The organism is Streptomyces flavalbus (assembly GCF_042674625.1).
Taxonomy (GTDB): Bacteria; Actinomycetota; Actinomycetes; order Streptomycetales; family Streptomycetaceae; genus Streptomyces; species Streptomyces flavalbus.
Map to the genome: position 1 here is coordinate 7,923,031 of NZ_JBHTEB010000001.1, position 18,282 is coordinate 7,941,312.

The following is an 18,282-nucleotide window of genomic DNA, read 5'->3' on the forward strand; positions in this document are numbered from 1 at the left end:
TCTTAACCTTGCAGGGCCCATTCCAGCCCGAGTGCGGCGAGTGTGGTGAGTTTGTCGGCGGTGAGTTTGGTGCGGCGGCTCTTCTGATTCATGATCCACACCCCAAGCCGGACCTCGGTCCCCTCCTCCAGACGCTCTACGTGGGCCCTGGGGACCTTCACAGAGCCCTCGCGGGCCTTGTACTGCGCGAGGGCCGCCACGCCCCGCTCGAACGTCGTGGAAGCCCTTGTGGGCTCCTCCGGCTCCGGGGCGAGCGGCGTGATGCCGAGTTGCTCCAGGCGCTCGCGCTGTCCGTCCGTCATGGCCTCCCAGACCTCGGGCTTGCGGTGCCGGGCCAGCCACTTGCCGATGTCCATGCCGTGGACTGTGAACCCGGGCAGGACTTCCGCCTGGCCCTCTTCGTCGGCCACCAGCTCGCGCAGGGCTGCGTAGTGCCGCTGCCAGTCGGCCGGCCACTTCGGGTTCCAGTCCTCGTCCACGGCCTCCAGCGCGGCCTTCCATTCGGGGTGGCCGTCCAGCGCACCGGGGCGGCGCAAATTGCTCAACCACTGTCCTACCGGTCTGGACAGGGCCACTGCGGACCTCGGAGCACAGAGGGTCCAGTGCTGGTCGTAGTAGGCCTTGGCGGCTTCCAGGTTCTCCTGGAAGCGTTCATCGGCCGGCGACCAGACCATGCCGAGCCGCTCCAGCCGCTGCGCGCGCTGCCCGCTCATTTCCCCGGCCGCGTAGGCCCGTCGCTGCTCCGCGACCCACTGCCCAAGGGGTGTCGCACCCTCCCGGTGCCCGTACGGCACCCGTGCGTTCCCGACCCGCTCGACGTACGCCTTCAGTTTCGCCCAGCCGCGAGCCCAGTCCTGGCGTTCGGTGTCGATCACGTTGAAGCTGACCCAGTCCGCGACCATCACCGGATCCCTGGGGACGGCAAAACGCAGCAGCAACTGGGATTCTTCCTGCGGAATCGCGAGCAATTCCACGACCTCTTCATCGTGAGCGCGCAGACCTTTTATCTGGAGTTGAGTATCCGGGCGGTGTGTTTGGTCTGCTTGCTGTGCCCAGCTCTGCGGCGGCAGGTGTCCTGCTCAGGGGATGTGTGCGGCGGCTTGGCGGACGCGTGCGCTGTTGTCGGTGCGGAGGCGTTCGGTGATGGACTGGTACCTGGGGCGTTCATCTGGAGGAAGTTCGGTGAGGGTGTGGGCCAGGTTGTGGCGTACGCCGGTATTGGAGTCCTCGGCGAAGACGCGTGCCAGATCGGGGTCCCGGTGCGCTGCGCGGCCCCAGCAGATCACGGCTGTCTGCCGCAGGAACTGTGAGGGGTGGGTGGCTATCAGGGATGTCTGTGCGGGGGCCAGATGGTCGAGCGCGAGCACGGTTCGCGCCTGGAGCCAGCCTTGGCCTCGCTTTCGCTCGGGGCGGGTCAGCTGGGGGAGCAGGTGCTGTTCGACGCGGATGGCTTGCTCGGTGGTGGTGGCGAAGACGGCGGCTGCATGCAGGATCTCTGCGGGCAGGCGCCAATCGCCTCCTGTGTCGATCTTGAAGCGGCTCAGGGGATGCAGGCTGCGTCGTTCGAAGGTATCGACCGGGTGCTCTCCGGGATCTTGGTACAGGGTCATGAGGCGTTCGAACATGTCGGTGCGCACGGGCACCGGCAGACTTTCAGCGAGGATGGATAGCGCGCGGATGGCGGACGAGCGTCGGTCGGCCATGTCGTTGCGGTCTTCGGCCCACAGCAGCAGGTGAGCTGCGACGCGTTCCCGCAATCGCGTGATCGACTTTTTGTCATCTTCCGGTGTGGCTTGTGCATCCGTGCACGCCGCAAGGAAGGCTGCGCACCGTTGCGCGGTGTTGCCCATGGAGTAGGAGGAGCGGACGGTGCCCACCGGTTCGGCCAGCACGGTGTCGGTCAGTTCCCGCGCGGCCTCGGTGACAGAGGGGTCGTCCACCCGCCAGTCGGCCAGGAGGGCCGCAGCGCCGCGGTGGCCTGCTTGCGCCCGTTCGCGTACCACCGGCACGGTGGCTGACAGCTGTGCCCCAAGGCCGGCGAGCAGGTCTTGAGCGCCGTTTATGTCGAGTTTCCAGGCTTGCAGCAGAGCTTGGACGGCTAGGGACTTTCGTTTGGATCACCGTGCGGACCACAGAAAGATGCCTGCGATGTGGAGTCCGGCCAGGTAGATCGTGGCTGTCTTCTCGTAGCGGGTGGCGATGCCGCGCCACTGCTTGAGGCGGTTGATGCACCGCTCGACGGTGTTGCGGTGCTTGTAGGTCTCGCGGTCGAAGGCGGGCGGCCTGCCGCCCCGGCTGCCGCGTCGAAGGCGGTGTGCCTGCTGATCGGCCGGGACGGGGATGACCGCACGGATTCCGCGCTTGCGCAGGTGCTTGCGGATGGCACGCGAGGAGTACGCCTTGTCGGCCAGGACGACGTCCGGAGTGGTGCGAGGCCGACCACGCTGCCGGGGCACTCGCAGGCGGGCCATGACCTGCTCGAAGGCGGGTGCGTCACCGGCCTGTCCTGCGGTCAGGACGAACGCCAGGGGTCGGCAGCGGCCGTCGGCCACCAGGTGGATCTTCGTGGTCAGTCCGCCGCGGGACCGGCCGATGGCGTGATCGTCCGGTTCGCCGACCGGGGCCCCTTTTTGCGAGCCCCGGCCGCGTGCTGGTGAGCGCGCACGATGGTGGAGTCCACCGAGACAGCCCAGTTGAGGTCCTCGTCAGAGTCAGCCTGCGCCATCAGCGCGGTGAACACCCGCTCCCAGGTGCCATCGACGGCCCACATCCGCAGCCGGTTGTAGACGCCTCGCCAGTTGCCGTACTTCTCCGGCAGGTGGACCCACTGCGTGCCGGTCTGGAACTTGAAGGCGATCGCGTCGATCACCTCACGGTGGTCACGCCACCGGCCACCCCGCCTCGGCGTCCGGTCCGGGAGTAACGGCTCGATCCGCGCCCACTGCGCGTCAGTCAACGGCACACCCGGACCAACGACCGACTGATCCAAACGAAACGGCCTAGGTCTGCTACCGGCAGTTCGGCCTTGATGCAGGCACCGAGGAAGGCCAGCATCTGCTCGTCGGTGAACCGGTAGGTGTTCGGTTGCCTGGGAATCCATTCGACCAGCAAGGGCAGGACCTGCTGCGCTGCCTCCGCTGGCAGCCGCCCATCGAGTGCTCCAAGTGCTCCGAGTGCTTCCTTGACTGGATCGCTGCCCGCCAGCCCCGACTGCGGGCCTGTGGTGACGATGTCCGCCAGCCGTGCGGCGATGCCCGGGACGGCGTCGTCCGGGATCAGGTCCGCCTGCTGGCCGGTCACCGCTGCGGCTGCGCCGCATACCCACCGTGCCTGCACCTGTAGCAAGTCGCGCACATCGAGGTACTCGGGTACGGATTCGGCGGCGCTCCGCGCGTCTTTTCTACGGCCGGCAAGGATGAGGTGATGCACTGCGCGGTTTGTCTCTCCGGCACGGTTGAACACTTCGCCGTAGCGCTGATGGGCGAGGAGTTCGTCGGTTAGGGCACCGGATATCCGGTCTTGCCACAGCCACTGGTGGGAGGCGCGGGAAGCGTCCGGCAGCTTGCCGTCGGCCAAGGCCTCCAGGGCGCTGACGGCCGGGTCGAAGGAGAGATCGATGAGTCGTGCGCCCTTGGCGCCGACCGTGCGGGCCGACTGCATGGCCCGCGACGAATGCCCGAAACCGAGGTTGTACTGGTCGGACAGGTAGGAGATGGCCCGCAGGGCGTGCCTGGCATCGCCTCCCAGGCCCTCGCGCGTCGCAGCCAGTACGGCGCGCCGGTAGGCCTCGATGGCTTCGTCTCCGAGGTCGGCCAGGGCCAAGGCGCGTCCGCGGCGCATGTGCACCAAGACCGCGAACCGTTCCGGTATGCGGCCGCCCAGCGCACGCCGGTCGAGGTCGGCATAGGCCTTATCCGGGCTGTGTCCGGAGCGGATGGCCAGGTCTGCCAGGCAGCATTCCAGCCGAACACGCAAAAGACCTGTCTGGGCAGTGACGAGTCCGGCAGTCAGATCGGACAGCCCCGCCGGGTCATCGTCGGGATCTTCGTCGACAACGATTTGCTCGATGACGGCCAGTACCAAGCGGGACGCCCAGGGCTCACCGGCCTGGACCACAGTCTCAAGTGCGGCGGTCACCGGTGCGAGGTCATAGCCGTATTCGAGCCAGTCCGCCAGCGCCTTCAAGACCACATAGGTGTCGGGTGCCGTGCCCCCCCGCGTCGGAAGCCAGTTGCTCCATCTGGTTGTCCAGAAAGACGCGGTCCCCGGCCTCGTACCGGTCCAGCAGCAACTCCGCCGCGACAGCGAATGCCGCACCATGCTGTCCGGCAGACACCAGCAGGTCACGCTGCTGGATGCGGAGCTGACCGGCATGCCCCGTAAACGACACTCCTTCCAGCTCCTGTGCCAGTGCCCCGAAGAGCTCAGCAGCTGGCTCAGGTTCCGTATCCGCGAGGTGCTGGGCGCGCTGCAGAGCATCGGACAGCCCCATGTGCTCAAGCGGATCGTTGAGAAGGGCGTACCCGTGCGGGAGGGACGGAACCGGAGGGGTCTCCACCCCGCAGAATGCCTTGGCCCACTCCGGACCGAACACGCCCGCGACAAGATGCGGGCGCTCCCGCAGGAACCGAGACAGGGCACCTGCGTCGTACAGATCGACTTCTATGTCGCCCTGGTACTCCTCCTGCAGGGCCACGAGCTCGTCCTCTACCTTCGTATCGTCGACGACACACCCTGCTGCCAGAACGAAACGCACCGCGTCGAACCGTCGCTCGGACCATCCTTCCTCAGGGGTGGCCGTGCGGGGTGGGCCGGCGAAGTCGGTGACGGCCGCACGGAGGGCGGGCGCGGAGAGGGAGACGATCCTGCGTACCTGGTAGACGTGCGTCTTCCCTCTTTTCCTGCCGATGAGGTCGAGCCCACCCTGATCCTGTCCGGATCGGCCGTAACCGCGGATGTCGTTCATCCCGTCGACAAGCCACATGACCTCGCCGACCACACGCTCGAACACGGGTGGTGAGAGCTGTCCGAAGGGCAACACGGCGGGGGCTGAAAGCGGCGGCGTGAAGGCAATCTCATTGCGTCGGCTGACAAGTGTGCTCAGCCGGACTTCCTCAGAGGACCGTTCAGAACCCATCGAGCACCCCTCGCTTGCCGCCTACCTATGGGCGCTTGTTCAACTCAGGCACATCCATTATCTCGGGGAAAAGTGGGCGATGAGGGATGTTTGTTCTGGTTGTCGCCTGGGGGATGGTACTGATCGGAGTGCGGTACGCGCCGCTGGGCGTGGTGGTTGTGTTTGTCACGTGGATGCCGATTTTGTGGCGGAGCGTGCTGTTTCTCCGGTGACCGGTGTGGTGCGGTGGGTGGTGGTGGACGCCGGCTCGTTTGATCTGCACACCGAGGCGGTGGCCTACCTCGCCTCGCTGCGGGCGCGGGGCTGCTCGCCGAACACCGAGCGCGCCTATGCGGGGCGGGTCGCCCTTTACTTGAGTTACTGCGGGGTGCGGCGGCTGGACTGGCGGATCCCCAGCTTCCTGGATCTGGCCGGGCTGGAGCAGTGGCTGCTCGAGACCCCTGTCCAGCACCGGGCCGGCCAGGCGCGGCCGGGTCCGGCCCGCTACCGCTCCCGGGGGAACGGCGAACGCGATCATGACGGTAGTGGGGGAGTTCCTGCGGTTCGGCGCTGCGCACGGCTGGGTGCCGGCCGACACGGCTGGGCTGCTGTCGCAGCCGAAGTTGCTGCGTTTCACCCCGCCCGGCTTCGATACCGGCGAGTCGGGCCGGCGGCGCCAGGTCGAGGCAGCCGTGTTCCGCTTCAAGGTCACCGAGCCGGGCTATGAGGACCTCAGCGATGAGCAGATCCGCCGGATGATCGCTGCGGCTCCGAGTGCCCGGGACCGTTTCCTGATCGCGTTGCTGGCGTGTACAGGGCTGCGGATCGGTGAGGCGCTCGGGCTGCACCGCGGCGACATGCACCTGCTGGCCTCCTCCCGCGCTGTGGGCTGTGGTATCGAGGGCCCGCACGTGCATGTCTGCCGCCGCATGGACAACCCCAACCATGCTCTGGCGAAGTCCCGCCGTCACCGCTTCGTGCCGGTCACCGCCGACCTTGTGGCCCTCTACACCGACTACCAGTACGAACGCGACGATGTGTCCGAGGCTGCGGAGTCGGATGTGATTCCGGGGTTCGTAGTTGGTGTGGTGGGTGGGGTGTGAGCTGGGGTGTTGGAGGTTTTCTGAGAAGGGGGCAGGCGTTTCCTGGGGTGCTTCGGCGGTGCTGGCCAGGCTTCTGGTCTGCGGTTGTTGGGGGTTCGTTGATAACGGTGGTGTGGTGTTGGTGATGGTGTCCGGCGTCTAAAGGGCTGGTGCGGGTTTGTGCTGGTCAGCGGCTTGTCGTGTGGTCCGGGTCGGGGGTTGCTGGCGTGTGGGGGTTGGCGCCCATCCAGTAGAGGGCGGTGTCGATGTCGCGTGCGGTCCAGCCGTCGGCGTGTGCTCTGCCGTGGTGGAGGAGGTCGTCGAGGAGCTGGAGGTATCGGCCGTAGCGTCCCGGTGTGGGGGTGAGAGGGAGGCCGAGGGTGTCGAGGGCGTATTGGACGCGGCGGTCGTAGACGGCCATCCGCTGGGGTGCTGCCGCGGTCAGGACGGCTGAGGCGAGGGCGTCGCCGGTGCGGAAGCCGGGCAGTTCGGCGATGATGCCGCGCCCGGTGCGGGCGGCTTCACAGCGGGTGAGGCTGGTGTCGCGGACGGCGGTGACGGCTCGCTCGGTGACGGCTCGTACGTGGGTGTCGGGCAGAGACATCAGTTCTGTCACCCAGCGGGTTTGTGCGGAGAGCCGTTTCCAGACGACGAGGGCTGCGATGTCCGTCTTGCCGAGGCTGCCGGTGTGCTCGGTGCGCTGCGCGACGTCGTGGAGGACCTCGTCGTAGTGGGGTGAGACGTCGGCCAGGTAGTCGGCGCGGGCGGGGATCAGGGTGTACCAGGCCCGGTCGTAGAGGGCTGCGAAGTCCTCGTCATTGGGCGTATCAGCACTCTTCTTCACGTCCGCATCATGCCGTTCTGGCCGGTTGGCGGGTTCGGGGGCGGCTTGCTTCTTCGGCGAGGTGGTCGAGCCGGATGGCTTCGAGAGATTTTTTGGTGATGCGTTCGGTGCCGTCGCAGATGGCGGTGATGGCTGCCTGGCGGATGAGGCGGGCGAGGCTTCCGATGCGGCCAGCGGTGCGCTGGTGGAGGTAGGTGGCGTGGCGGGGGAGTGAGCCGGGTGTGTGCTGGGTGAGGTCGAGGGCGGTTTCCATGTCGGTGATGAGGTCGGTGAAGGGCCGGCGGATGCCGTGGCGGGCGGGGAGAGGGCCGCAGGTGATGAGGCTGGCGCGGCCGGCGAGCTGGGCGCCGCGTATGCCGCTGAACAGAGGGGTGGCGGCGACGTCGATGCCGCTGTAGACGAAGGTCGCTTTGATGCGTTCGGTGAGGTCTTTCAGCAGGTCGGCGGCTTCGGCGCCGGTGGTGGTGCGCGGGTTGAGGCGGTGGATCTCGTCGATGAGGACCAGGCGGACGCCGGCTTGGGTGTAGGTGTGGCAGACGGCGCTGGTGATCTGGGCCTGGGTCATGCGGTTGGTGACGGGGATGCCGAGGTAGCGGGCGAATTCGATGGCGAGGGTCTTGGCGGTGGCGCCGGGCGGCACCAGCAGGTACGCGACCGGCACCTGCTCGTGGGCACGTCCGGGCGGGGCCGGGTTCTTGCGGGTGTGGGCAAGGTGGCAGGTGCGCCCGACTTCGAGGAGCGCGGTGGTTTTCCCGGCTGCGGCGGGGCCGGTGACGATCAGTGAGGGGCGGGCGGTGTTCTGCTGGTGGCGGCCGAGGAGCATGAGGGTGCGGACCTGGGTGGCGAGGGTGTTGATGGCGGGGGTGCGGACGGTGACGAACGCGGAGTGGTAGGCGAGGCGTTCTTCCGTGCCGCGGGGCGTATCGCCGGGCTGGGGCGGGGTGAGGGGTGGGGTGGTGGCGAAGTGCTGCCAGCCCTGCCAGGTGGTGATCGGCCACTCCGGTTCTGCTGCGTGCGTGCCGGGCAGCAGGGGCTCGGTGTCGGTGGTGGCGTGGTGGTTGCGTGCGGGGCTGGTCACCAGTTGAGGGCTTCCTGGGCGGGGTCGTAGAGGCCGAGTCCGGTGTACGGGACGGGCGCGTCGCCGTTGTCGACGGTTTCCTCCTCGCCGTCAGCCTGCTCTGGGTCGTCAGGCAGGTCGTCGAGGTCGTCGAGACTGTCGTCGTCCCATCCGTCGGCCTGCGGCTCCGGGGCGTGGGGCGTGCGGGTGCCGGCCGTGGGCGGGGGTGTTTTCAGCGGTGCGGTGCGGGTGATCAGGCGTTGCTCGCCTGTGGTGGCGGTGCCGGTGTGGGCGCGGCGCATGAGCTGGTCGAGGGCGTCGGCGAGGTCGGTTTCGTGGGTGTCGCGGTCGCCGTGGCGGGTGGTGATGGTTTTGATGTGCTGCCAGGTGGCGTTGTTGAACGGGGCGTGGATGTGGTCGCGGTGGATCCACGGGATCTCTGTCAGGTGTCCGTCGGGCAGGCGGATCCAGACCTGGCGGGCGTCGTGGGGGTTGGTGTGGATCTCCCATTTGCCGCCGCGCGCGGTGACGGGGGAGGGCTGGCCGCGGTAGGGGGCGAGGACGTCCGCGTCGTAGGTGCGGTGGTCGATGCGGATGCCGCGTTCGGTGATGGCTTGCCAACGCACCGGTAGCAGTTCGAGGTAGTCGCTGCCGCTGAGGGGGAGGGGCGCGTGGCCGGCGACGGCGATGAGGGCGGCCCACATCTGGTTCGGGGTGAGGGCCTTCTTGGGCAGGGTGGGGTGGCGCAGGCCTTCGTGGGAGCGGTGGTGGTAGTGGATCAGCCATTCGTCGAGCAGGTCCTGCAGCTGGGCGACGCTGAAGCAGGCCTCGGTTTCGGCGTCGGGTCCGCGGCGGGTGACGTCGGAGCCGGTGTAGCCGGGCAGGTGCTGGCACAGCAGGGCGTTGATGGTGCCGAAGGTGCGCTCGACGATGCCTTTGGCGGCGGGGGCGTGGGGCGGGGTGGGCTGGACGCTGATGCCGAGACTCTCGCAGGCGGCGCTGAAAGCCGTGGACAGGTAGATCTTGCCCCGGTCGACGACGATCGTCTCGGGCACCACGACCGGCCGGGCGGCTGCGCCCTGAAGGCGTTCGTCCAGACCCATCATCCGCTGTAGCTGGGGGAGTTGGGTGTGGGCGAGGCGCAGTGCGTCGGGCCAGGTGGGGCGGGCGGGGTGGGGGACGGCCATCTCGGCGAGCAGCAGGGCGGCGTCGACGGCCTTGGTGCCGGCGGGGCGCAGGACGGCGGCGAGGATGGCGCGGGTGGCCACGTCGACGGCGATGGTGAGTTCGGGCCGGCCGGTGGTGCCGTCGTCGAAGACGGCCAGGACGTCCAGCCGCGTGGTGTCGACCTGCACCTGCTCGCCCGGCCGCAGCGCCACGGTCGGAGTGAACGCCCGCCTGCCGGCCGGGGAGGGCAGAGTGCGGGCGGGGCGGTGGGGGTGTTCGGCGGGACCGGCGAGTTGGTGGACGAGCCGGTAGAAGGTGGCCTGGGAGGGCATGGTCACCGTGCCGCGCCCATGCCGGTCGGAGAGGATCTGGGTGACCAGGGGCATCAGGCCCTTGACGGTGCCTTTGGAGCGGCCTCGCTGGCGGCGCAGCGCTTCCTCGATGGCAGTGATGACGCGTTCGTCGGTGCGCCCGGTCGGGCTGGGGCGGCGGGTGGTGCGGTGGTCGACCAGCCCCCACAAGCCCTGTTTGCGGTAGGCCAGGCGCATGCGCTGCACCGTGGTCCGGGAGACAGGTCCGAAGCCGATCGCGGTCAGCTCCGCGGCCTTGGCCTCCTCGCGCTGCGCGAGCGTGAACCGGTCGGGGTCGTACTCGGGCCGGGGCACCCCGCCGCTGTCCGGCCCGCCGGGCAGGCCGGACTCCACCTCGCGGATGTGCCGCTGCCAGGCCAGCGCCTTGCGCCGCGCGCCCTCGGGCGCGGTTTCGAACAGCCCCCACTGCGTCACGGCCTGGGGCATCTCGGCGCCCACGATGGCGAAGGACGGGTCGGCGAACAGATGCCCGGCCACGACCGTCTCGTCTTCACCTGTCTCACCGGCGAGGTGGACCTGCTGCCCCGCCACAGCGATGACCTGCCAGGTGCTCTCACGGAAACGGACGTGCGCTCCGACCTGCAGCACCGGCCGCCCCCCACGCCGCCCGCTCACCGCCCGTCCCAGCTGCCCGGGCCGCCGCGGCCGTTCGCACCACCGGCGCCGGTGCTGACGAGGACCCGCTCGTGCAGCGGTATGTCCAGGGGCGTGGTGAGGTGTCCGTGCCACAGGGCGTGGAAGACAGCGGGCAGGACTTCGATCGGGTCGCCCACCGCTTCGGCCCCCTCGATCAGCGGCCGCGGCTGTGCGAACGCCTCACGAACGGCGGCCGCGAGACGGGGACGCCCGGCGTTGCGGGGGTGGCGGTAGCCGGCCAGCCATTTCAGATTCGCGGCCAGGATCTTCTCCAGTGGCTCAAGGCGCCGGTAGCTCCAGCCAGCCTGCACGCACGCCGCTTCCAGGACCCTCGCAGCCCGCTGCGCCCGCTCTCCGCCGGCCTCCGGGTGGCTGGGGCAGTCGGCCAGCACTGCGGTGCCGTCGCGGTGGCGGGCGAAGAGCTGCGGCACCCACGAGCGCACCTGGCCGCGCGCGTCCCGCCACAGCAGACGGACCGGCCGTCCTGCCAGGCCGACCACCTCAGGGTCGCGGTCCAGCACCATCAGCTGCGCCCGCATCGCGGCCGACCCGCAGGCCACATGCCGGCCGGTCGTGGCCGACCACCACTGTCCGGGCCCCCACCGCCGCCCTGGCACCACCGGGAACGCCGAAACCGGCTCCAGATCCTCGAAGGCCACCGCGAGAACCGCGTCCGCCCACCGCTGCTGCACCACCTGCCCGACGGGGTCGACAAAGACCGCCTCCCACTCGGATCCGGTGTCCCTCTGCATGTGCTGTGAGCGGCCGCCTGATGCGGCCGCTGCGTCCTTGCTGCCCACGCGCCCCAGTCAAGCCCGTCCCGCCTCGCTGGCGGGCGGCTTCACAGATTCTGATCACGAGTGCTGGGCGATGAGGTATGCCCTGCGGATCACGGTCCGTGCACACCCTGCCTGCCTCCTGACACCCGCTCACCGCTCCTTTCCCGGCTGCCTGTTGCGGTGGTGGTCCGGGAGTGCCTCGGCCAGGACATCGGCCGGCAGGCGGGCCCAGTGCACCAGATCCTCCAGCACCATCCCGGCCCCGAGGGCTGCCGCAGCGGTCTCCCGTACGGCCTGCTCGATCAGCGTGGCGGCATGGCCGAGGTTGCCCAGCAACTGCTGAGCGGCGTCGGCGGTCTTGCCGTACTGGGCACCGCGCAGCTGGGTCAGCTGCTCCTCGGCGTCGTTGACCAGACTGGTGATCCGTGCCCGCTGCTCGGCCGGCACCGCAGAGCGCCACGTGGTGCCCGAGCCGGGCGCGCTGCGTTCCTTGGACAGGACACGCAGCTGGGCGGCCATGGACGCGGGCTGGTGCTCCTGCCTCAGCCACCACGGATCGTTGCCGTAGCCGGGCGGGCCCCCGGCGCCGCGGCGGATGCGGATGACCGCGCCCATCCACGAGGTCAGCGGGCCGCCGTAGTCGGTGGCGGCCAACGGCCCCAGCCACCCCCGCCCGACCCGCTCACCCAGCCGACGGCAGAACGCCCCGTCAGCGGGCAGCGGTCGCGGCTGCCCGGCCCCGCTGTCCCGCCACGCCAGCTCGGCCATGACCGGGTCCAGCAGCGCGTCGGCGACGGTCACCACTTCGGGGAAGACGACGGCGTCCCGGCCCACGATCCGCCACCGCTCCAGCTCCGTCCCGGCGTTGCCGCCCGCGACCTGGTGCAGCCGCCGCGGCCAGACCGCCTCGCGCTCCCAGTGCAGGGCCTGCTCCCACCACCGGGCCACCACCGCATAACCCAGAGCGAACACCCTCTCCGGCTCCGCACCGGCCCGCACCGCCCGCCGCGCCACCGAGGGCCACCGCCGCTGCGCCGCCACCACCTCCGGCAGGTCGCGCAGGTCGAGGTGCTCCAGCGGCTGGTTGGCGTCCGCGTCCAGCAGCCACCGTCCGTGCCGCACGCACACCCGCTCCCACCGCGGCGCGTACCGCACCGCCCGGAGAGCAGTCCCCGTGCGCCGGGCCGTGCACAGTCGGCAGCCGAACGCCACCGGACCGACCACCGCGCCACCGATCCGCCACAGCCCCACCGGATCGCCATCCTCGGCGCGTAGCTTGGTGTCCCCTTCCTCCCAGGACGGCAACGCCCTTGCCAGCACGTCCTCCTCCACGCCGCACATGCCCGCCAGGAGCTGGCGTCCGGCTGCGTTCAGCAGCACCTCGGCGTCGGCACGTGCGCCTCCGCCCTCGTGCCCAGGCGGGTAGTTGCGCCACTTCCAGCAGGCCCGCAGCACCTTCGCTTCCATCCCATATCGGCTGGCGATGCGGCAGATCAGCGACGAGGTCGTCTCCCCCTGCAGGGGAGCTGTCCGCAATGGGCCGGGAAGATGAGTCACTCCACCACGGTCTCGTGTTCGCCGCTCTGGGCGGGGGATTTCGCAGCAGTCGGCCGGTCCTCGGTCCCGTTGTCGGTCTACTTCCCCGGGCCATGAGTCTCCCTTTCAGGGACTGCAGGCGTCGGTGTGGCGGCGGATTGGCCCGTTCAAGCGCACCGTGATGATCTGATCGCACTAAGCTACGCACGTGGTGGTTGGCGAAGATGCTCAGGTGAAGGGCTTCTCGGGGGCCCGCAGAGCCAAGCAGTGGCTCGAGGGCACGATGCGTATCTTCGGCGCGTACGCGAACACGGACTCGGAGTCCTGCGGCCGCCGGCTGACACTGTCCTGGCCGTACGGAGGCCGGACGTTCTCCTTCGATCTGGGTGGCGCCATGCGGGGCGACCCCTACCAGAACGACATGTTCTGCGCGGAGGTCAAGAACTACGCGCAACCCAGCGATCAGGGAACCCAGTTCGACGAGTTCCTCGCCAAGTGCTACGTAGCTGCCCAGGCCCAGCACCACCTCAGCGATCACTTCATGTGGATCACCTGGGCACCCTTCCGCGCTAACTCCTGGTCCACCCTCAACTCACCTGACCAGGTGGAGACCGCGGTCCTGCAGCACAGCAGCCGTGTTTTCGGCACCAGCGACACCGAGGAAGCCCGAAAACTCCTGGACGTTGAACTCGTCCGGTCGGTCGCCGCACGCCTGTGGCTGATCGTGCTCTCGGACAAGCAGGAAACCCTTCTGCCGCTCAAGGACTGGGCAGCCATCGTCGCCGCCGAACTCACCCGCAGAGAGGGCTCGTGGTGAACATCGTCGAACAGTCGATCTCCCAGGCAATGGACGAGCCCGACGACCGGATGATGTTCACCCGGGTCAAAGACATCGTCGCCCGCCACCTGCGCCGCATGGACCCCGGTGCCACCATCACCAAGACCGAGTTCTTCAACCACACCCATGTCCCCGACATGGTCCTCGAATGGCCCGGCAGACCCCGCACACCGCGCCGGTTCATCTACCTGCGCACCACATCCGACCAGCGCGAGCTCGAGGACGACCTGCAGCGCCTTCCCCGTGCCGACCGGCCGGTGCTCCTGGCGCTCGGTCAACTGCCCACCGAACGGCAACAAGGAGATCTTCCCCCGCTGCCCGGCAGCAGCACCGCGCTGCTCCTCGACGCTTCCGCACTCGGCGCACTCCAACCGGCCGACGACTCTCCCGGCATCCCCCGTCTGGTGTCCCGCTCCGTTCTCGAAGGCGGCCGCGGCACCCTCGACAAAGCGGCGACCGAGGAGTTCCTGAACACGGTCGTTCAGGGAGCCGAGGCCGCCCGTGCGGGAGAACGCGTTCCCACCCGCGACGCCGTCAACGCCCTCACCGCACGGATGACCACCGACGTCGCCGACCGGATGTCAACCTTCCTCGCCGCGCTCTGGCAGGGCGGCGGATCCACGCTCGCCAGCTTCCCCGCACCCCAGCGAGGCGTCGGCCATCTCGACGAGACGGCCCTGATGTACCTGCTGGAATCCGAGGACATCACCGACTCCGCATTCTGGAACCGGGTCGTCCGCATGATCAGCCTCCCTATCCTGCTGCGCACCCCGGCCGCCGGCACCGGCAACCTTCAGCACCTGATGCGTGAGGCGATCCAGCTCTGGACCAGCCGCGTCTGCATGATCGTGCCCGGCATGGCTGACGCGGACATCAGCCCGTGGCGCTGGGCAGTGAAGGCCGGCCAGCTGATCCTGCAGACCCCGCGTTTCCATGTGCTTGTTGCCCAGTCCCGGCGCCAGCTCCCGCAGGGACAGGAGCACGATCTGCCCCGCCTCGACGAGGTGAGGAACAGGGCCGACCGCTTCGGCATCCCGTTGACCTCTCTTCGCATGGTCGTCACGGACCGCCACGTCGGATACGGCGGCCCCGGAGACGACATCTCCCACGACGCCCAACTCGACGGCATCAGCGACGCGCTGGGACAGGCCGAGGGAGTCATCGAAGCCGATGCCCGCATCCCTTCCGGCGAGACTCTCCAGTGCCTGTTCGGCACCGGCATCGCCAGCGCTCGCGGCGCACGTACCCAGGTACCGCTGGACGCCCTCCTCGGCACAACGACACGCTTGCTCTCTGATCTCTCAAGCGACGAAGCCGAGAAGATCACCCAGCTCCTCGGCGCCCAAGGCCCACCCCCCGACCAGCCATGGAGTCAGCCCAGCTTCGACGACGTATAGGACATGCGCGGGGCCGCCGGCAGCGCTGTGGGCAATGGCAGAACCCGGTGAGGGCAGGCAACGGCACCGAAGCTCCTCCGGGAAGCTGACCGTCAGACACAAGGCGAGGCCACCTCACCGCCCTGCGTTGATCGGCCGGCGGCCGTGTCTTCACCCACGAGCCGCCCAAGACCCTCAATAGGGCGGATCGGACTTCCTGCTGAAGCCGCTGAAGACGACCGAGGCCGTGGCCCAGAAACTCGGGATCACTCAGCGGTCTGTGGAGCGCTACCGCACCGGCGAGCGCAAACAGCCGTCCAGGGCCATCGCTGGCCGTGTCGACGTGGCGGTTCGAGCTCCGTTGGCAGCACCGCGTCCGCGACCGGCGCCGCAAGCAGGCTGTGACCCGTAACGGGAGCACCGGGAGGCCCGCGCTCGCTTCGGCTGCATCACGTCCGTCGGCACCACCGACGACGGACGTCTGCGCCGCATCACCGTCCGCCTGTCGGCCGAGTACGCCCGGCGCCCATTCGACGCCCAGCGGGGGCAACGCTGCTCAGATCACATATGAGGTCATTGCTGAGGGTATCCAGGAGGTGTCCTTCAAGGACCACGGGAACCGTGCTGAACAGCTTGAGGTCGAGTTCACCGACATCGACTACTGATCTCGCAGGGGAGCGGTGTTCGGTCTGCGGCATACGGTCTGGAGGCGTCGCGCGGGGGCCTGGTTGTTTCCGGGCGGTACCAGCTTGCTGGGGCTCTGCTCCCGCTCTGCCGATTGTCAGTGCTGCGTGGGACTCTTTGAGTAGGTCACCGGCACAACGAGCGGAGAGTACTGAGGTGCATGCTATGGCTGTCCGTGTTCGCCATTCAGGCCCCCCTGCGCCGTCTGGATGCCGGTGGTGCGGTGAGGAGAAGAGCCGGCATGGTCGGCGCTGGGCGTCGTCTGTGGGTGTGCACTCATGGGAGGAGCCCACCCGAGAGCAGCGTCTGAGCCGGATGCGAGCCCGCCGTGCACTGCGCCTGACTCAGCTTTCCTCGGGCCAGTAGGCCAGTCCGGCTTCACGGGCTACCTTGATTGCATCCTCGAACGACTTCACTAGCGCGGGCGGGACGTCGGAGGGCTTGCGCAGCCGGCGAGTCAACTCGACGACCATGCTCTCCTTCTTACGCGGAGCCTGCTCGGAGTGCTGGTACAGCAGGCTGTGAAGCGACTTGCTGAACTTGCCGCTGCTGCGCAGGTCTGCGACATCCTTGGGTGTCCACTGCTGCTCGTCCTTGCGAGGCCATTCGGCGTTCATGGTGTCGGCCCACTGATCGTCGCTGAAGACGTCCTCCAGTTCGTTCGGGTCTCCGAGGAAGAGGCAGTCTTTCTCGGCGAAACCGTACTTCTCCAAACGATTGAGGCTGAACTCCTTTTCCTTGTCGCGGATAGAGTCGCCGTCGACCAGGAACACGACGGTGCGCTTGTGCTTCTTGAGGAATTTGGCGAAGTTGAGGGCGCCGTCGTTGCCGCCGCAGTCCCACAGTGCGATGCCCGCGGACTGGATCGGGTAGCCGAACGCCAGCTTGAACAGTGCCGGCAGAGCCGCGTACTCGGTGGGGCCCTCGACACCGACGAAACACCGTTCGTGTAGGAGGACACTGTTGCGGAAGCCCAGGGAAACCGCCATGTTCGACAGAAAGCGCCGGGTGTCCTCGTCGGTGTCCTCTGCGCCGAGCGACTGTACGTAGGCTCGTCCGTCCCTGCTATTGAGATGCACGATGTCCTGGATGTCGACACCGTCGATCAGGTTCAGGGAATGGGTGGCAACGATCACGGTGGACTGAGCGGCGGACGCCGACACCTTGATCATGTCCATGATGCGACGCTGGTGCTCATAGTCCAGGTGAGTGTCGGGCTCGTCATAAGCGATGATCACACCGCCTGTGACGCCGTCCTCCGCTGCTTCCGACAGAAGCTGCTGGCTGGCCTCCCAGAGCGCCAGCGAAATCCGGCGGGACCGGCCGGCCCGGCCGCGGCCAGTGACACGGCCCGCTGACCCGGTGCCGCAGCGGTCATTGAGACGCCACTGACAGTCGGCCGGAACTGCACGGTCGGCTCCAGCGAGAAGGAGTCGAAGCCGCATCGTTCCTCGACCAATTTCTGCAGGCGGGCGGCATCGTCCTTGAGCAGGCCGGAAAAATCGGTTTCCAGATCGGTGATCTTCTGCCGGGTCTCCTCGCGCAGGGTGTACTCGCGCAACTTCGCCGTCAGGATGCTGCGGACCACGGTGTCGGGAGTCTCCGCAGCATCGCCCCGGAAATAGAGGAGCTGAGGCAGGGCGCTGACGATGTGCTCGGGCGCCTGCGCCCAACCGGCAACCGTCGGGGCTGAGGCCGCATGCTCCTCGAGAACCTCGGTCCAGCTCGCTTTGACGTTCGGCTGGCCCTCACGCAACTTGACGCCTACATCGGAGGCGAGGCTGCGGAGCTCGGACGCCTTCAGGGAGGAGATGTTCCGTAGCGCGGGGTTCTGCGGCACCTGCGCCAGCCACTCAAGTGAGACGCCTTCGCCTTCCACGTGCCGACGGCGCACCTGGATGGAAGAGGGGATACCCAGGGCCTTCTTCTCGGCGTCGGACAGGTCGAACCGGCCTTCCACCGTCACCGCGATCGGCTCCGCGGCGTCCTCGTCCGATGGCAGGGCAGCGCGCGCGGGTTCACTCTCGGCAAACTGAGAGATGTCACTGTCCGCGAGAGGGCGCTCGCCGAGCAGGAAAGCGATGGCGTCCAGAGTCGCTGTCTTCCCGCAGTCGTTGTGCCCCGTCAGGATGGTCTGTTTGTGGATCGGGATGCCCTGGACGTCGCCCAGCGAGCGGAAGTTGGTGACGCTGAGTTCGACGAGTCGCACAATGCTCCCTTGCTGTACGGCACGGACACGCGGGTGGCCAGCAGCCGTCAACGCGCCGTTGAAACACACCACTTCGGGACGAGGTGGGAAAACTCTAGCGTCTGGTGAGGCATGGGAGAGCTGGGATCCCAACGTTGCAGAGGGCGCGTCAACGTAGGAGAGCGACCGAAGATCCCATCCCGGCCGACGGGAGCGTCTCCGGCCGTGATGGGAGGGCTGGTCTGATGCCTTTGGCAGCGGTGCGGCCCGGGAATCGAGGCGAAACGTCGCGCCCAGAAGCCTCTGGGGGCGTGGAGCAGTCCATCCTCAGGCGGCCTTTCCGGGAACGGCAATGGTGTGACTGCCTGAGGATGGAACTGGTGCTCGGGTGTGGTTGCTCAGTCCTGGTCGCCGTTCAGGCCGCTGCGATTGGTGATGGCCGCGACGATGGCGCGAGCGTGGTTGGTGATAGCGCGCAGGTGGTCGGTGACCGTGGTGGCGGCTTTCTTGGCGCGGGTGCCGCAGGGAGCGGTTGCGTTCGAGGCGAGCGCGATGAGTCCGAGGCATCCGAGGAGCGTGGGCAGGAGGCTGCCGATGGTGTTGAGCAC

Annotated in this window: 16 protein-coding genes; 3 read left to right on the forward strand and 13 right to left on the reverse strand. The window is 68.4% G+C overall.

Annotated elements, in window-relative coordinates; translation table 11 throughout:
* Window positions 1–2: 2 nt before the first annotated feature.
* From ACFQZ6_RS35240 to ACFQZ6_RS35260, 5 genes are all read right to left on the reverse strand, one after another.
* Entirely contained in the window at window positions 3–974 is a 972-nt protein-coding gene (locus ACFQZ6_RS35240; protein WP_381617908.1) for a helicase associated domain-containing protein, read from the reverse strand.
* Window positions 975–1,079: 105 nt separating this feature from the next.
* On the reverse strand, window positions 1,080–2,003 hold the full coding sequence (locus ACFQZ6_RS35245; RefSeq protein WP_381617911.1) for a hypothetical protein: 924 nt from the start codon (window positions 2,001–2,003) through the stop codon (window positions 1,080–1,082).
* Between the two features lie 114 nt (window positions 2,004–2,117).
* A protein-coding gene (locus ACFQZ6_RS35250; RefSeq protein WP_381608912.1) for an IS5 family transposase occupies window positions 2,118–2,989 on the reverse strand; the annotation gives its coding sequence in 2 pieces (ribosomal slippage) (window positions 2,118–2,603 and window positions 2,606–2,989; 870 coding nt in all).
* Window positions 2,953–4,185, reverse strand: a complete 1,233-nt coding sequence (locus ACFQZ6_RS35255) for a hypothetical protein (protein ID WP_381617914.1) — start codon at window positions 4,183–4,185, stop codon at window positions 2,953–2,955. Before ACFQZ6_RS35255 ends, ACFQZ6_RS35250 begins: the two co-directional genes overlap by 37 nt.
* Window positions 4,148–5,137, reverse strand: a complete 990-nt coding sequence (locus ACFQZ6_RS35260; protein WP_381617917.1) for a hypothetical protein — start codon at window positions 5,135–5,137, stop codon at window positions 4,148–4,150. The genes ACFQZ6_RS35255 and ACFQZ6_RS35260 overlap by 38 nt, the downstream gene beginning before the upstream one ends.
* 524 nt (window positions 5,138–5,661) lie before the next feature.
* Here ACFQZ6_RS35260 and ACFQZ6_RS35265 point away from each other — a divergent pair.
* Window positions 5,662–6,219 (forward strand): tyrosine-type recombinase/integrase, encoded by a 558-nt coding sequence (locus ACFQZ6_RS35265; RefSeq protein ID WP_381617920.1) that lies wholly within the window; start codon window positions 5,662–5,664, stop codon window positions 6,217–6,219.
* Window positions 6,220–6,385: 166 nt separating this feature from the next.
* Here ACFQZ6_RS35265 and ACFQZ6_RS35270 read toward each other — a convergent pair whose 3' ends face one another.
* The 5 genes from ACFQZ6_RS35270 to ACFQZ6_RS35290 form a co-directional block, all read right to left on the reverse strand.
* The gene (locus ACFQZ6_RS35270) at window positions 6,386–7,042 is read right to left on the reverse strand and encodes a hypothetical protein (RefSeq protein ID WP_381617923.1); all 657 of its coding nucleotides are present in this window, start codon (window positions 7,040–7,042) and stop codon (window positions 6,386–6,388) included.
* A gap of 7 nt (window positions 7,043–7,049) precedes the next feature.
* On the reverse strand, window positions 7,050–8,033 hold the full coding sequence (locus tag ACFQZ6_RS35275; protein ID WP_381618903.1) for a TniB family NTP-binding protein: 984 nt from the start codon (window positions 8,031–8,033) through the stop codon (window positions 7,050–7,052).
* Between the two features lie 83 nt (window positions 8,034–8,116).
* Entirely contained in the window at window positions 8,117–10,225 is a 2,109-nt protein-coding gene (locus tag ACFQZ6_RS35280) for a Mu transposase C-terminal domain-containing protein (protein ID WP_381617926.1), read from the reverse strand.
* A 23-nt stretch (window positions 10,226–10,248) separates the two neighbouring features.
* Window positions 10,249–11,073: a TnsA-like heteromeric transposase endonuclease subunit gene (locus ACFQZ6_RS35285; protein WP_381617930.1), complete on the reverse strand. Its 825-nt coding sequence runs from the start codon at window positions 11,071–11,073 to the stop codon at window positions 10,249–10,251.
* A 129-nt stretch (window positions 11,074–11,202) separates the two neighbouring features.
* The gene (locus tag ACFQZ6_RS35290) at window positions 11,203–12,519 is read right to left on the reverse strand and encodes a DNA-binding protein (protein ID WP_381617933.1); all 1,317 of its coding nucleotides are present in this window, start codon (window positions 12,517–12,519) and stop codon (window positions 11,203–11,205) included.
* A 277-nt stretch (window positions 12,520–12,796) separates the two neighbouring features.
* On the opposite strand from ACFQZ6_RS35290, the gene ACFQZ6_RS35295 reads away from it, so the two are divergent.
* Window positions 12,797–13,405 (forward strand): hypothetical protein, encoded by a 609-nt coding sequence (locus tag ACFQZ6_RS35295; RefSeq protein ID WP_381617936.1) that lies wholly within the window; start codon window positions 12,797–12,799, stop codon window positions 13,403–13,405.
* A complete protein-coding gene (locus tag ACFQZ6_RS35300) occupies window positions 13,399–14,823 on the forward strand; it encodes a hypothetical protein (RefSeq protein WP_381617939.1) in 1,425 nt (474 codons plus the stop codon). Before ACFQZ6_RS35295 ends, ACFQZ6_RS35300 begins: the two co-directional genes overlap by 7 nt.
* Window positions 14,824–15,830: 1,007 nt before the next feature.
* Here the strand turns inward: ACFQZ6_RS35300 and ACFQZ6_RS35305 are convergent.
* The 3 genes from ACFQZ6_RS35305 to ACFQZ6_RS35315 form a co-directional block, all read right to left on the reverse strand.
* Complete coding sequence (locus tag ACFQZ6_RS35305) at window positions 15,831–16,664, reverse strand: ATP-dependent nuclease (RefSeq protein ID WP_381617942.1); 834 nt, start codon at window positions 16,662–16,664, stop codon at window positions 15,831–15,833.
* A gap of 56 nt (window positions 16,665–16,720) precedes the next feature.
* Window positions 16,721–17,695: an AAA family ATPase gene (locus tag ACFQZ6_RS35310; protein ID WP_381617945.1), complete on the reverse strand. Its 975-nt coding sequence runs from the start codon at window positions 17,693–17,695 to the stop codon at window positions 16,721–16,723.
* 377 nt (window positions 17,696–18,072) lie between these two features.
* Window positions 18,073–18,282: a hypothetical protein gene (locus ACFQZ6_RS35315; protein ID WP_033314519.1), complete on the reverse strand. Its 210-nt coding sequence runs from the start codon at window positions 18,280–18,282 to the stop codon at window positions 18,073–18,075.

Coding starts and splice junctions, on each gene's coding strand:
- ACFQZ6_RS35260 (WP_381617917.1), bottom strand. CDS start 5,137: ATGGGTTCTGAACGGTCCTCTGAGGAAGTCCGGCTGAGCACACTTGTC.
- ACFQZ6_RS35290 (WP_381617933.1), bottom strand. CDS start 12,519: ATGGAAGCGAAGGTGCTGCGGGCCTGCTGGAAGTGGCGCAACTACCCG.
- ACFQZ6_RS35305 (WP_381617942.1), bottom strand. CDS start 16,664: ATGGACATGATCAAGGTGTCGGCGTCCGCCGCTCAGTCCACCGTGATC.